General features: G+C 72.6%; 13 protein-coding genes. 5 read left to right on the top strand and 8 right to left on the bottom strand.

Annotated elements, in window-relative coordinates:
- Positions 1 to 44: 44 nt before the first annotated feature.
- Positions 45 to 1,205, bottom strand: a complete 1,161-nt coding sequence (gene efeO / locus IAG42_RS25310) for an iron uptake system protein EfeO (protein WP_188339256.1) — start codon at positions 1,203 to 1,205, stop codon at positions 45 to 47.
- A gap of 289 nt (positions 1,206 to 1,494) precedes the next feature.
- Between efeO and IAG42_RS25315 the strand changes: the two genes are divergently transcribed.
- Complete coding sequence (locus IAG42_RS25315) at positions 1,495 to 2,151, top strand: PhzF family phenazine biosynthesis protein (RefSeq protein WP_188341594.1); 657 nt, start codon at positions 1,495 to 1,497, stop codon at positions 2,149 to 2,151.
- 60 nt (positions 2,152 to 2,211) lie between these two features.
- On the opposite strand, the gene IAG42_RS25320 is transcribed toward IAG42_RS25315, so the two are convergent.
- Both IAG42_RS25320 and map read right to left on the bottom strand, forming a co-directional pair.
- Positions 2,212 to 2,862, bottom strand: a complete 651-nt coding sequence (locus tag IAG42_RS25320) for a biliverdin-producing heme oxygenase (protein ID WP_188339257.1) — start codon at positions 2,860 to 2,862, stop codon at positions 2,212 to 2,214.
- A gap of 131 nt (positions 2,863 to 2,993) precedes the next feature.
- Positions 2,994 to 3,860, bottom strand: coding sequence for a type I methionyl aminopeptidase (gene map / locus IAG42_RS25325; RefSeq protein WP_188339258.1), 867 nt, complete (start codon positions 3,858 to 3,860; stop codon positions 2,994 to 2,996).
- A 78-nt stretch (positions 3,861 to 3,938) separates the two neighbouring features.
- Here map and IAG42_RS25330 point away from each other — a divergent pair, with 78 nt between their 5' ends.
- Positions 3,939 to 4,181 carry a hypothetical protein gene (locus tag IAG42_RS25330; protein ID WP_188339259.1) on the top strand — a complete coding sequence of 81 codons (243 nt, stop codon included), beginning with the start codon at positions 3,939 to 3,941 and terminating at the stop codon, positions 4,179 to 4,181.
- Positions 4,182 to 4,196: 15 nt separating this feature from the next.
- Here the strand turns inward: IAG42_RS25330 and IAG42_RS25335 are convergent, their stop codons facing one another.
- Both IAG42_RS25335 and IAG42_RS25340 read right to left on the bottom strand, forming a co-directional pair.
- A complete protein-coding gene (locus IAG42_RS25335; RefSeq protein ID WP_188339260.1) occupies positions 4,197 to 5,525 on the bottom strand; it encodes an MFS transporter in 1,329 nt (442 codons plus the stop codon).
- Positions 5,526 to 5,541: 16 nt separating this feature from the next.
- Positions 5,542 to 6,150: a hypothetical protein gene (locus IAG42_RS25340; protein WP_188339261.1), complete on the bottom strand. Its 609-nt coding sequence runs from the start codon at positions 6,148 to 6,150 to the stop codon at positions 5,542 to 5,544.
- 117 nt (positions 6,151 to 6,267) lie between these two features.
- On the opposite strand from IAG42_RS25340, the gene npdG reads away from it, so the two are divergent.
- Positions 6,268 to 6,987 (top strand): NADPH-dependent F420 reductase, encoded by a 720-nt coding sequence (gene npdG, locus IAG42_RS25345; RefSeq protein WP_188339262.1) that lies wholly within the window; start codon positions 6,268 to 6,270, stop codon positions 6,985 to 6,987.
- Positions 6,988 to 7,101: 114 nt separating this feature from the next.
- Entirely contained in the window at positions 7,102 to 7,296 is a 195-nt protein-coding gene (locus IAG42_RS25350) for a hypothetical protein (protein ID WP_188339263.1), read from the top strand.
- On the opposite strand, the gene IAG42_RS25355 is transcribed toward IAG42_RS25350, so the two are convergent.
- On the bottom strand, positions 7,280 to 8,086 hold the full coding sequence (locus tag IAG42_RS25355) for a site-2 protease family protein (protein WP_188339264.1): 807 nt from the start codon (positions 8,084 to 8,086) through the stop codon (positions 7,280 to 7,282). The genes IAG42_RS25350 and IAG42_RS25355 overlap by 17 nt on opposite strands.
- Positions 8,087 to 8,472: 386 nt before the next feature.
- Here IAG42_RS25355 and IAG42_RS25360 point away from each other — a divergent pair, with 386 nt between their 5' ends.
- Positions 8,473 to 11,766, top strand: a complete 3,294-nt coding sequence (locus tag IAG42_RS25360) for a BTAD domain-containing putative transcriptional regulator (RefSeq protein WP_188339265.1) — start codon at positions 8,473 to 8,475, stop codon at positions 11,764 to 11,766.
- A 33-nt stretch (positions 11,767 to 11,799) separates the two neighbouring features.
- Here the strand turns inward: IAG42_RS25360 and IAG42_RS25365 are convergent, their stop codons facing one another.
- Positions 11,800 to 12,624 carry an ABC transporter permease gene (locus IAG42_RS25365; RefSeq protein WP_188339266.1) on the bottom strand — a complete coding sequence of 275 codons (825 nt, stop codon included), beginning with the start codon at positions 12,622 to 12,624 and terminating at the stop codon, positions 11,800 to 11,802.
- Complete coding sequence (locus tag IAG42_RS25370; RefSeq protein WP_188339267.1) at positions 12,621 to 13,643, bottom strand: ATP-binding cassette domain-containing protein; 1,023 nt, start codon at positions 13,641 to 13,643, stop codon at positions 12,621 to 12,623. The genes IAG42_RS25365 and IAG42_RS25370 overlap by 4 nt, the downstream gene beginning before the upstream one ends.
- Between the last annotated feature and the right edge of the window lie 205 nt (positions 13,644 to 13,848).

Here is a 13,848-nt window from a genome sequence, read left to right on the forward strand (position 1 = left end):
CCTCCTGATGCCTTTCGAACGTCCGCCGGTTCCCTGACGACGACTTACTTGACGACGACGGCCGCGGCCAGCTTGGACAGCGGCTCCGCCAGCGCGTTCACGGCGTCGGACAGCTCCTTGCGGTCCGCCTCGCCGACCTTGTCGTAGGAGGTGAAGTCGTAGGACTTCTTGTCCTCGCGGTACTCGTCGAGCAGCTTGTTCAGCGCGGCGAACTGGCGGTCGAGCTCCTTGGTGAGCGCCGCGTCGTTCTCCGTGGCGACCGGCTTGAGCAGGTCGTACGCCTTCTCGGCGCCCTCGACGTTGGCCTTGAAGTCGACCAGGTCGGTGTGCGAGTAGGCCTCCTCCTCGCCGGTGACCTTGCCGGTGGCGACCTCGTCGAGCAGCTCCTTGGCGCCGTTCGCCATCGAGGTCGGCGTGATCAGGGCCTTGCCGACGCGGTTCTGCCAGTCCTTGAGGTCCTTGTCGAGCAGCGTGGCCAGCTCCTTCTCACGGGAGCCGATCTTGCCGTCCTTCCACAGCGACTTCTCCAGGCGGTGCCAGCCGGTCCAGTCCGTCTTCGGGTCCTGACCGTCCTCCAGACCGTCCTCGCGGACGTCGACCTTCGGGTCGATGTCACCGAAGGACTCGGCGACGGGCTCGGTGCGCTCCCAGCCGATGCGGGAGTCGGCGTAGGCCTTCTTGGCGGCCTCGACGTCGCCCTTGCGGATCGCGTCCGTGAACTTCTTGACCTTGGGCAGCGTCTCGTCGGCCTGCGCCTGCGTGTACGTGCGGTACTCGGCCACGGCCTTGTCGAGGCGCGGGTCGCGCTTCGCGGCCGCCTTGCCGCCGGTCGCCTTCACCTTCTGACGGATGCCCTTGCCCGTCATGCCGGGCTTGCAGGCGATCTCGTAGTCGCCCGCCTTGATCTCCGCGGTGATGTTCGCCTTGGTGCCGGGGGCGATGTTCTCGCGCTCCGTGACGATCCGGTCGTCCGGGAACAGGACGTAGACCTCGGTGACCTTGGAGCCCTTGTTCTCGACCGCCAGCTTGACGTGGCCGGCGGGGAACGAGGTGGCCGAGACCTTGCAGCTGTCGTCGGTCGCGGTCACCTTGACCGCGTCGGAACCCTTGTCCTTGGAGTCGCTCTTCTCGGTGCAGCCCGTGACGGCGGTCAGGGCAGCCACCGTGGCGACGGCGGTGGCGGCAGTGAGTCGGACGGCTCGCATGCGGGCTCCAGGTAAGTACGGGTCGTACGGCAGCTAACGACTAAGGCGGCCCTAACTTATATGAGGCTTACCTCAGTTCTACCCCTCTGTCCCGTGATTCAGCTCTCATGTGAGAGCGGTGGTCGCGGCCTGGACACGACCGACCCACCAGCGACCCAGGAGCTGGTCAAGAGAGGGTCAAGTCGGCTGGTGGCCCGGACGGCGTGGTTCACTGCGGGACGTGGAGAACCGCACGGAGCACGGCATGGAGAACCGCGGGGGGAGCGGCATGGGGAACGGCATGGAGAACATGGATGACGTGCCCTACGACGTGCTGCGCGTCTTCTGCGGGCCCGACGGCCGGCACGGCAACGAGCTCGGCGTCGTGCGCGACGGCTCCCTGCTGCCCGGCCGGGCCGAGCGCCAGGCGTTCGCCGGGAAGCTCGGCTTCAGCGAGACCGTGTTCGTCGACGACCCCGAGCGCGGCGTCATCGACATCTACACGCCGACCCTGCGCCTGCCCTTCGCCGGCCACCCCTGCGTCGGCTCCGCCTGGCTCCTCGACGTGCCCGAGCTGAGCGTGCCCGCGGGCGTCGTCGGCGCCCGCCTCGACGGCGAGTTCAGCTGGATCGAGGCCCGCGCCGAGTGGGCCCCGCCGCGCACCCTGCGCCGGTACGGGTCCGCCGCCGAGGTCGACGCGCTGCCCGTGCCGCCCAGCGGGGAGTGGATCTACGCCTGGGCCTGGGAGGACGAGGCCGCCGGACGGGTCCGCGCCCGGGCCTTCCCCGGCCGCGACGACGGCATCGTGGAGGACGAGGCGACCGGCGCCGCCGCGCTGCTCCTCACGGACCGGCTGGGCCGCGCCCTGAACATCCGCCAGGGCGCCGGCTCCCAGATCCTGACGGCCCCCCAGCCCGAGGGGTGGATCGAGGTCGGGGGACGCGTCCGGCTGGCCGCCGCCCGCTGAACCCCCGCGGCGGCCGCAGCGGGGAGAGCACGCGGAGGCCGGGCGGACGTCAGGCGGAGGTCAGGCGGCCGAGGAGAACTCCTCGCCCAAGGCCGAGAACAGAGCCGTGTTCAGCGCGAAGGCCCGCTTGCACTCGGCGATCACCCGCTGCTTCTCCAGGTCGTCCACCGCGATCTTGTCGAGCAGCTCGCGATAGCCCCGCTTGAACGCCGCCGGGTTCCCGACCTGCTCGAACACGTAGAAGCGCACACCGTCGCCCTTGCGCGCGAAACCCCAGGTCCGCTCCGCCTTGTCGCGAATGATCTGCCCGCCCGAGAGGTCGCCCAGATAGCGCGTGTAGTGGTGCGCCACATAGCCGCCGGGCCAGGACGCGGCGCACTCCGCGACCCGCGCCGCGTACTCCCGCGTCGCCGGCAGCGCCGACACCGAGGAGCGCCACCCGGCGCCCCGCAGATGCGCCAGATCCCGCTCCAGCTCCGGCACCCGCAGCAGCTCGGGCCGGATGAACGGGCCCGCCACCGCGTCCCGCGCCAGCCGCTCCGCATCGGCCTCCAGCGCCCGGTACACGAACCACAGCTGCTCCGTGTACCGCGTGTACGCCTCCACGCCGAGCGCACCGCCGAGCAGGTCGCCCATGAACGTCGACGTCTCCGCCTCCGTGTGCTGCTCGTGCGACGCCGTGCGGATCAGGGTGGAGAACGGGGTGTCCATGAAGCCTCCGCGAGCCGTTTCATCTTCCCGACAGTGTGTCGGTAACAGAACTTACCCCTTCCCCGATCAGCCGAACATAAGAAGAGCCCGCCCCGGATCCCCGGGACGGGCTCACGTACGGCGGCGGGCGACTACGGCAGGGTCAGGATCTCCGCGCCCGTGTCCGTGACCACCAGCGTGTGCTCGAACTGAGCCGTCCGCCTGCGGTCCTTCGTCACGACGGTCCACCCGTCGTCCCACATGTCGTAGTCGTGCGTGCCCAGCGTCAGCATCGGCTCGATCGTGAACGTCATGCCCGGCTGGATCACCGTCGTCGCGTGCGGGGAGTCGTAGTGCGGGACGATCAGCCCGCTGTGGAACGACGAGTTGATGCCGTGCCCGGTGAAGTCCCGCACGACCCCGTAGCCGAAGCGCTTGGCGTACGACTCGATGACGCGGCCGATGATGTTGATCTGGCGGCCCGGCTTCACGGCCTTGATCGCCCGGTTCAGCGACTCGCGGGTGCGCTCGACCAGCAGACGCGACTCCTCGTCCACGTCGCCGACCAGGTACGTCGCGTTGTTGTCGCCGTGCACGCCGCCGATGTACGCCGTCACGTCCAGGTTCACGATGTCGCCGTCGCGCAGGACCGTCGAGTCCGGGATGCCGTGGCAGATGACCTCGTTGACGCTCGTGCACAGCGACTTGGGGAAGCCGCGGTAGCCCAGCGTCGAGGGGTAGGCGCCGTGGTCGCACATGTACGCGTGCGCGATCCGGTCCAGCTCGTCCGTGGTGACGCCCGGCGCGATCGCCTTGGCCGCCTCCTCCATCGCCTGCGCCGCGATCCGGCCGGCGATCCGCATCGCCTCGATCGTCTCGGGCGTCTGCACCTCGGGACCCTTGTACGGGGCCGGCGCGGGCTTGCCCACGTACTCGGGGCGCCGGATGTTCCCCGGCACGGAGCGGATCGGGGACTGTTCCCCGGGGACGAGAAGCGACGACTGCGACGGGACTGACATGCCAGCGAGTGTAACGAGCGGCAGTGGGGGACCATGGCTCTGAGCGCCCTGAGGAGATCCTGAGGAGAGGAGTCGGCCGTGGCCCTGTTCAAGAAGCGGACCGTCGGTAAACCGGGTGAGTGGTACTACTGCCTGGAGCACCAGAAGGTCGAGGAGGGGCCCGAGTGCCCCGCCAAGGACCGGTTCGGGCCGTACGCGTCCCGCGAGGAGGCGGCGCACGCCATGGAGACGGCGCGTGAGCGGAACCTCGAATGGGAGGGGGACCCGCGCTGGCACGACAAGTCCTCGGGCACGCCCGGCTCTCCCGACGACGAGGACTGAAGTCCGCCCGCAGGGTCAGACCGCGGCCGCGTCGCGGCGCCGCACGGCGTCCTCGTCGGTGTCGGCGTCGTAGGTGAGGAGCTTCGGCAGTGCGGCGGTGAGGGCCGCCACGGACAGGACGCAGGCCGCGCCGCCCGTCCAGATCGCCGTCCGCGTCCCCGTCCAGCCCGCCGCCGCGCCCGCCCTCAGCTGGCCCAGCTGCGGGCCCACGCTGTACGACAGCACCTCGATGCCGGCGAGGCGGCCGCGCAGGGCGTCCGGGATCGTCTGGTTCCAGATGGTGGAGCGGCCCAGGCCGCTCACCATGTCGCCCGCGCCGGCCGCCGCCAGGCACACCAGCACCAGCCACACGTTCGAGAACCACCCCGCCGCCGCGATCGCCAGCCCCCAGCCCGCCGCCCCGGCCACCACGAGCAGCCCGTGCCGCCGCACCCGGGACGTCCAGCCGCTGGTCAGCGAACAGAACAGGGAGCCCACCGCGCCGGCCGCGTACATCAGACCCAGGGACCACGGCGCGTCCAGCTCGTCCGCGAGGAACGGGAAGACCGTGTTCGGGAACGCGAAGAACATCGCCGCCATGTCGACGGCGTACGTGCCGAGCAGCACCGGCCGCGACCACGCGTAGGCCGCGCCCTCCGCCAGGCCCCGCAGCGACGGCTTGACCGCGTCGTGCGCGGGCGGCGCCGGGGCGAGGCGCGTGCACATCGCCACCGAGACGGCGAACCCGACGACCGTCACCGCGTACGCGGTCGCGTGCCCCGCGTACGCGACGACCACGCCCGCCAGGGCCGGGCCCGCGATCGCGCCCGCGTTCCAGCGCAGCGCGTTGAGCGCCGCCGCGGCGGTGAGCTGGTTGTGCGGCACGATCCGGGCGAGCAGCGAGTCCAGCGCCGGGCGCTGCAGCCCGGCAAGGCCCGAGACGCCGGCCGCCACGACATACAGCGGCCACAGCAGCGGGCTCGGCAGCAGCGCGTTCACGAACAGGATCAGGGCCAGGCCGCCCAGCCCCGCCTCCGTCCACAGGATCACCCGGCGCCGGTCCACGGCGTCCGCAAGGGCGCCGCCGTACAGACCGCACACCACGAGCGGCACCAGCTCCACCGCGCCCATCGCGCCCACCGCGAGCGGCGAGTCCGTCAGCTCCTTGATCTGCAACGGCAGCGCGACCATCGCCATGAAACTGCCGAAGTACGTCACCAGCCCCTGCGTCCAGAGCAGCCGGAAGTCCCGCACGGAACGCCACGGCGTCAGATCGGGCAACAGAGCGGACAGTTTCGAGGAACGCGGCGGTTGATCGGACACGAGCACCCATGCTCGACGCGTCCCGCGACCCCGGCAACGCATTTACGGCGAAGCCCGCTCACCACCGGGTCGGCGGCGGAGCCGTGAGGTGGTCGGCGAGGCGGGAGAGGCGGTCGCGGAAGCCGCGCCGGGCGCGGGGCGCCGGCACCGCGTTCTCCCCGGCCGCCGCACTCACCAGATGCTGCACCGTGTCGAGGTCGAGGTCCGTGTCACCGGGCACGGTCAGCGCGTCGTGGGCCATCGCCCGCAGCTCCCCACCCGCCCCCTCCGCGTCGAGCGCGAGCACCGTCGCCCCCGCCCGCCGCGCGTCGTGCACCCGCTCCAGCAGCCCCGCCCCCGCCTCGTCCGGCGTCACCACCAGCAGCGTCTCCCCGCGCCGCGCCGCCTCCAGCCGTCCGAGCCCGACCGCCAGGTGCGCCGGGTCGTCGGGCCGCGCGGCGTGCCGGACGAGGGTCGGCGCCAGTTCCGGCGTCCCGGACCACGCGGCCTCGTCCACCAGGTGCGCCGCCAGGTGCCAGGGCTCGTACGACTCGGTGCCGACGAGGAGCAGTCCGCCCCCGTGCGCCGACACCGACGAGCGCAGCGCCCCGGCGAAGCGGCGGGTGGCGGCGGGCCACCCCGTTCCGGCGAGGACCTCGCGCAGCAGGGCTACTCGTACGGCGTCCATGGCCCCGCATGGTGCCCGAACCACCGCCCCCGTCCGGCCCGTTCGCCCCAAGACCGCCCGTACGAGTCACAGGCCGACCCAGCTGACCAGGACCGTACGCATGAGTAAGGTCGCCTCATGACTACCAGTGACAGCGCACAGCCCGCCGCCCCCGTGAAGGCCCCCGCCAAGGACCCCTGGGAGCTGCCCGACGTGTCCGGGCTCGTCGTCGGCGTGCTCGGCGGCACCGGCCCGCAGGGCAAGGGCCTCGCCTACCGGTTCGCCCGCGCCGGACAGAAGGTGATCCTCGGCTCCCGCGCCGCCGAGCGCGCCCAGGCGGCCGCCGACGAACTGGGCCTCGGCATCGAGGGCGCCGACAACGCCGAGTGCGCCCGCCGCAGCGACATCGTCATCGTCGCCGTCCCCTGGGACGGACACGGCGCGACCCTGGAGGCGCTGCGCGAGGACCTCGCCGGCAAGCTCGTCGTCGACTGCGTGAACCCGCTCGGCTTCGACAAGAAGGGCGCCTACGCCCTGAAGCCCGAGGAGGGCAGCGCCGCCGAGCAGGCCGCCGCCCTGCTCCCCGACTCCCGGGTCACCGCCGCCTTCCACCACCTGTCGGCCGTACTGCTCGCCGACCCGGCGATCGAGGAGATCGACACCGACGTGATGGTGCTCGGCGAGTCCCGCGAGGACACGGACACCGTGCAGGCGCTGGCCGCCCGCATCCCCGGCATGCGCGGCGTCTTCGCGGGCCGCCTGCGCAACGCCCACCAGGTCGAGTCCCTGGTCGCGAACCTCATCTCCGTGAACCGCCGCTACAAGGCCCACGCGGGTCTGCGCGTCACGGACGTATAACCACACGCCCGCGCAATCAGGGCGCGTTCAGGCGCGGGCGGGGCATGGGGGACACTGGTCGGCGAAACGGCGAAACACCGCCGTGCCGTACGTGCCGTATTGGAGCCGACCCCCATGCCCCGCATCGCACTCTTCGCCCTCGTGCTCTGCGTCCTCGCCGTCGCCGCCGCGGTGGTCTCCTTCGTCCAGGGCAGCTTCCTGGGTGTCGTGTGGGTCCTGATCGCCGGCATCACGTCGAACATGACGTGGTTCTACGTCCGCAAGGCCCGCATGGAGAAGGAAGCCGCGCGCCCTACCGAGGCAGCGTGACGGTCGGGATCTCCGGCGTCCCCTCCCAGAACTCGTAGAACCTGCGGCCCCAGTACGTGTCCCACTCGGTCACGCCCAGGCCGCGCAGCAGGGCGTCGACCGCATCGAAGAACCAGTGGTTGACCGACGGGATCCACAGGATCGCGAAGACCGCGAGCAGCCCGAACGGGGCGAACGGCTCCACCTGCCGCCTGATCTTGTACGACAGCCAGGGCTCGATGACCCCGTAGCCGTCGAGGCCCGGTACCGGCAGGAAGTTCAGGATCGCCGCGGTCACCTGGAGCAGCGCCAGGAAACCGAGCGCGTACCGGAAGGTGTCCGGCACCCCGTCGAGCGCGTCCAGCCAGAACGGGGCGGTGCAGACGACGGCGAAGAGTACGTTCGTCAGCGGGCCCGCCGCCGAGATCAGACTGTGCTTCCAGCGCCCGCGGATCCGGCCTCGCTCGATGTAGACCGCCCCGCCGGGCAGACCGATGCCACCCATGATCACGAAGATCACCGGGAGGATGATGCTCAGCACGGCGTGCGAGTAGACGAGCGGATTCAGCGTGAGGTAGCCCTTGGCGCCGACGGACAGATCGCCGCTGTGCAGGGCCGTGCGGGCGTGCGCGTACTCGTGCAGGCACAGCGAGACGATCCACGCGCCGGTGACGAAAAGGAACACCGCGACGCCCGGCGCCGCCGCGAAGTCTGTCCACACCGCCCACCCGGACACCGCCGTGACGGCAGCGATCCCGAGGAACACGGGGCTGATCCGGTTGGTGCCGCGCCGGGCGGAGGCGGACTTCATGAACGGGCACTCCAGGGGTCGCGGGTCCGATGACGCCGGTGATCGACGGCGTGACCGAACGTACCCGGCCACCCCCGAAAAACGCCCCGCCCTCCACAAGGAGTTCCCGCACACCCGGGGAAGCCGACGCGAAGCGCACGCCTTCAGCGGCTCCGTCGCGGGGCGCGACCGTGATGCCCCTGGGGCGCACGGAGTGCGCCTTCAGGGGCGCGGGGAACTGCGCGCCCAGCCACGACGAAACCCGCACCCGGCGACGAAGGTCCAACCCGCCACGGCGACAGGCCGCCGAACCACGGCGAAAGCCCGCCACGGCGGCAGGCCGCCGAACCACGACGAACCCGCACCCCGGCAACCCCGCGCTGACCCGACCCGCCCGACCGGCGACAATGGGCCCCGTGCGCTATCGCCTGCTAGGTCCGACGGAGGCGCTCCGCGACGACGGCACCCCCGTCCCGGTCGGCGGAGCCCGACTCCGCGTGCTCCTGACCACCCTCGCCCTGCGCCCCGGCCGCACCGTCCCCGCCGCCCTGCTCGTCGACGAGGTGTGGGGCGCCGAACCGCCCGCCGACGCCCCGGGCGCCTTGCAGGCCCTCGTCGGACGGCTGCGCCGCACCCTCGGCGCCGGCGCGGTCGACTCGGCGGACAGCGGCGGCTACCGGCTCGCGGCGACCTCCGACGACGTCGACCTGTTCCGCTTCGAGCGGCTCACCGCCGACGGCCTGCGCGCCCTCGCCGACGACGACCCGGCGAAGGCGGCCGACGCCCTCGACGACGCGCTCGCCCTGTGGCGCGGCCCCGCCCTCGCCGACCTCCCCGACCGCACCGCCGAGGCCGCCCGCTGGGACGCCCGCCGCCTCGACGCCCGCCGCGCCCGCCTCACCGCCCTGCTCGCGCTCGGCCGGGCCGAGTCCGCGCTGCCCGAGCTGACCGCCCTGTGCGTGGCGCACCCGCTGGACGAACCGCTCCAGGCGCTGCGGCTGCGCGCCCTGCGCGACACCGGCCGCGCGGCCCAGGCGCTGGCCGCCTACGAGGACGTACGCCGAGGACTGGCCGACCGGCTCGGCGCCGACCCGGGGCCCGAACTGCGCTCACTGCACGCCGAGTTGCTCGACCCCGGCACGGTCGACCGGCCCGTACGGAAGGCGGCCGGGGTGCGGGGCAACCTGCGGGCCCGGCTCACCTCCTTCGTGGGCCGCGAGCACGACATCGAGGCGATCCGCGCCGAACTGGCCCGCGCCCGCCTCGTCACGCTCCTCGGCCCGGGCGGCGCCGGAAAGACCCGCCTGTCGCAGGAGGTCGCCGACGGCCTGGCCGGCGGCGACGCCGTCCCGGACGGGGTGTGGCTGGCCGAGCTCGCCCCCGTCGGCGACCCCGAGGCCGTGCCGGAGGCCGTCGTCAGCGCGCTCGGCGCCCGCGAGACCGTGCTGCGCGGCGCCGGCGCCGAGGAACTGCGCGTCGCGAGCGAGCGGCACGGCGACGACCCGCTCGTCCGCCTCGTCGAGCACTGCGCCGACCGCCGCATGCTGATCATCCTCGACAACTGCGAGCACGTGATCGACGCGGCGGCCGCCCTCGCCGAACAGCTCCTCGCCCGCTGCCCCGGCGTCACCGTCCTCGCCACCAGCCGCGAACCCCTCGGCGTCCCGGGCGAGGCCCTCCAGCCGGTCGAGCCGCTCCCGGAGCCGTACGCGCTGCGGCTGTTCGGCGAGCGCGGCGCCGCCGTGCGCCCCGGGTTCACCGTCGACGAGGCCCCGGAGGCCGTCGGCGAGATCTGCCGCCGCCTCGACGGACTGCCGCTGGCCATCGAACTCGCCGCCGCCCGGCTGCGGATGCTCACCCCGCGCCAGATCGCCGACCGGCTCGACGACCGTTTCCGGCTGCTCACCTCCGGCGCGCGCACCGCGCTGCCCCGCCAGCAGACCCTGCGCGCCGTCGTCGACTGGTCCTGGGACCTGCTCGACGCACCCGAGCGCACCGTCCTCGCCCGGCTGTCCGTGTTCAGCGGCGGCTGCGACCTGGCCGCCGCCGAGTCCGTGTGCGCCACCGCCGGCGCGGACGCCCCCGACGTGCTGGAGGCGCTCGGCTCGCTCGTCGACAAGTCCCTCGTGGTCGCCGCCCCCGACGACGAGGGCGGCATGCGCTACCGGCTCCTGGAGACCGTCGCCGAGTACGCGGGCGACCGGCTCGACGAGGCCGGCGACCGGGAGAGCGCCGAGCGCGCCCACCTCACGTACTACCGCGAACTCGCCCGCACCACCGACCCGTTGCTGCGCGGCCGCCACCAGCGTGCCGCCGTCGCCCGCATCGAGCGCGACTACGAGAACCTGCGCACCGCCCTGCGGCACGCCGTCGCCGCGCGGGACGAGCAGGAGGGGCTCGGGCTCGTCCTGTCGCTCGCCTGGTTCTGGCAGATGCGGGACCTGCGCACCGACGGGCGCACCTGGACGCGGGAGGTCGCCGCGCTCGGCCCCGACCCGTTCGCCGGGCCCGCCCGGCCCGCCCCGCCGATCCTGGAGCGCTGCACCGACGCCCCGCCCCCGTTCACGGGCGAACTCCTCGCCGAGGCCCGCCGCCAGCTCCACCTGTGCCGGTTCGCGACCATGGACATGGAGATGGACGAGTGGCGCTCCGAGGCCGGGCAGGAGCGGCTGCGGATCATCGTCGACACCTACCGGGCCGACCTGCCGCAGGCCTGCCGTCCGCCCGGCAACATCTGGTACTTCGCCGTCGTCATGACCGGCGACCTGGAGCGGCTGCACCGGCTCACCGACATCACCGTCGCGACCTGCCGGGAACTCGGCTACGAGTGGGAGCTCGCCCTCGTCCTGCAACTGCGCGCCAACCTGCACGCCAACCGGGCCTCCTGGGCCGCCACCGGGATCGCGGACGCCGACGAGTCGATCGAGCTGTTCACCCGGCTCGGTGACGAGTGGGGCGTAGCCGAGGCGCTGTCGGCGCGCGGCGAGGCGCACGAGAAGCTCGGCCGGTTCGCGCAGGCGGCCGCCGACTTCCGGCGGGCCCGTGAGGTCGCCGAGGACATGGGCGCGCACGCCCAGTCGACGATCCTCCAGGTGCGGCTGGGGCAGGTGCTGATCGAGCTGGGGGAGGCGGAGGAGGGGGAGCGGATGCTGTGGCAGGCGCTCGACTCCGCGCGACGGCCGGCGAACGAGGCCCGGCCCGTCGCCCGGATGATCCTCGTCGGGCGCCTCGCCTCGACCGGCCGGATCGCCGAGGCGCGGGAGCAACTGGAGCTGCTGCGCGAGGAGTTCGCGGGGCAGGGGGTCAACTTCTTCCACTCCATGCTGACCGGCATGGAAGCGATGATCGACGTCACCGAGGGATGCGCCGAGTCGGCGCTGGCGAACGTGTCGCGGGCCGTGGAGCTCGCCGCGGACCCGCTGGCCGTGATCATCATGCCGCACCTGATGGCGATGCAGCTGCTCACCGCGGCCCGCGCGCTCACCCTGCGCGGGCAGGACGGCGACACGTGCCGTGCGGCCCGGCTGATCGGCGCGGCGGACGCCTCGCTGCCGGAGGGGCACATCCCGAACGGGATGGAGCGCAAGTGGCGGGCCGACGCGGAGGCGGCCCTGCGCGCCGTGCTCGACGACGCGGACTACGAGCGGGAGCGCGCCGAGGGCGGCGCCCTCTCCGTGGAGGAGGCCGCCGCCCTCTTCTGACGTCAGACGCGTACCGGGTGAACCGGCCTTGTGTCAGGCCTTCTTGGTGAACTTGCGGATCGCGACCGGGGCCATGACGACCGTCAGGCCGGCGGTCCAGGCGAGCGTCACCCACAGGCCGTGGGCGACCGGGCCGCCCACCATGAGACCGCGGGCGGCGTCCGCGAGCCCGGACATCGGGTTGTACTTGGTGAAGTTCTCCAGCCAGCCCGGCATCGACGCGGTCGGCGCGAAGATCGACGAGCCGAACTGGAGCGGCATCATCACCAGGAAGCCCATCGCCTGCACGGACTGGGCGTTCTTCATGGTCACGCCGAGGACCAGGAAGATCCACATGACGGCGGAGCCGAACAGCGCGGACAGGCCGAGCGCGGCGAACAGTCCGCCCCAGTTCGTGATGTCGAAGCCGACCAGGACCGCGACGACCATCAGCACGGTGGTGGCGACGAGCAGGCGCAGCAGTTCGACGGAGATCTTCGCGATCAGGACCGAGCCGCGTCCGATGGGCAGGGACCGGAAGCGGTCCATGATCCCCTTGTGGAAGTCCTCGTTGAAGCCGGTGCCGACGCCCTGCGCGATGTTCATGCTCATCATCGCGACCATGCCGGGGATCACGTACTGCACGTACTGCTGCTGGCCGCCGCCGAGGGACTGGCCGATCGAGCCGCCGAAGACGTACACGAACAGCAGCGTGAAGATGACGGGCATCAGGACCGCGTCCATCATCGACTCGGGATCCTGCTTGATCCACAGCAGATTGCGGCGGACGAGGGCGCCGGTGTGGCGCAGGTGGCCGCGCAGTCCGATCCGGGGGTCGGCCGCGACGGTGATGGTGGGAGCGGTGGTGGCGGTACTCATACGGCGACCTCCTCGAGTTCGGGCCTGGCGTCCTGGGGGACGGTCGCCTTCTGGCCGGTGATGGACAGGAACACCTCGTCCAGGCTGGGCAGTTCGGTGGCGATGGAGCCGATCGTGATGCCGCGCGCGGTGACCGCGCCGACGACGGCGGTCAGCTGCTCGTCGCTCAGGATCGGGACGAGCACGGTGCCGGACTCGGTGTCCACGGTGGTCGCGGCCAGGCCGGTCAGGCCCAGGTCGTCCAGCGCGTGCGCCAGCGGGCGCAGCTCCAGCGGGTCCGTGGGGCGGATCCGCAGCGTGCGGCCGCCGACCTTCGCCTTGAGCTCGTCGATGCCGCCGTTCGCGATGACGCGGCCGCGGTCGATGACGGTCAGCTCGGAGGCCAGCTGCTCGGCCTCCTCCATGTACTGGGTGGTGAGCAGCACGGTCACGCCGTCCCGCACCATGCTCTTGACCTCGTCCCACACCTCGTTGCGGGTCCGGGGGTCGAGGCCGGTCGTCGGCTCGTCGAGGTAGAGCACGTGCGGGCGGCCGATCATGGAGGCGGCCAGGTCGAGGCGGCGCCGCATGCCGCCGGAGTAGGTCCGGGCCGGGCGGCTCGCCGCCTCGGTCAGCGAGAACCGCTCCAGCAGCGCGTCGGCCCGGGCGCGGGCCTCCTTGCGGGACAGGTCGAGCAGGCGCCCGATCAGGTAGAGGTTCTCCCGGCCGGAGAGCTTCTCGTCGACCGAGGCGTACTGGCCGGTGAGGCCGATCACGCGGCGCAGCTGGCGGGGCTGGCGCACGGCGTCGTAACCGGCGACGACCGCGGTGCCGGCGTCGGGGGTGATCAGGGTGGACAGGCAGCGTACGAGGGTGGTCTTGCCGGCGCCGTTCGGACCGAGCACACCCATCACGGTGCCCTCGTGCACGTCCAGGTCGACACCGTCCAGGGCCTTGGTCTCGCCGTAGTGCTTGACCAGCCCCCGCACGGCCACGGCGACTCCTCGGCCGCCTTCGGGGTTCACGTCGATTCGCGTCATGCCCCCAATCTGACGCCCCCCACCGACACCCGACCGACATCCCACCGACAGCGCCCGCGCTCCGCCGACAGCCCGCCGACATCGACGCCGCGAGGCGCGGGGCTGTACCGGATCAGCGACTCCCCCGCGGGGCGCGAGCGTCATGGCTCCTGGGGCACGCGGAGCGTGTCCTCAGGGGCGCGGGGAACTGCGCGAGAAGCCCCAC

This window comes from Streptomyces xanthii (genome assembly GCF_014621695.1).
Classification (GTDB): Bacteria; Actinomycetota; Actinomycetes; order Streptomycetales; family Streptomycetaceae; genus Streptomyces; species Streptomyces xanthii.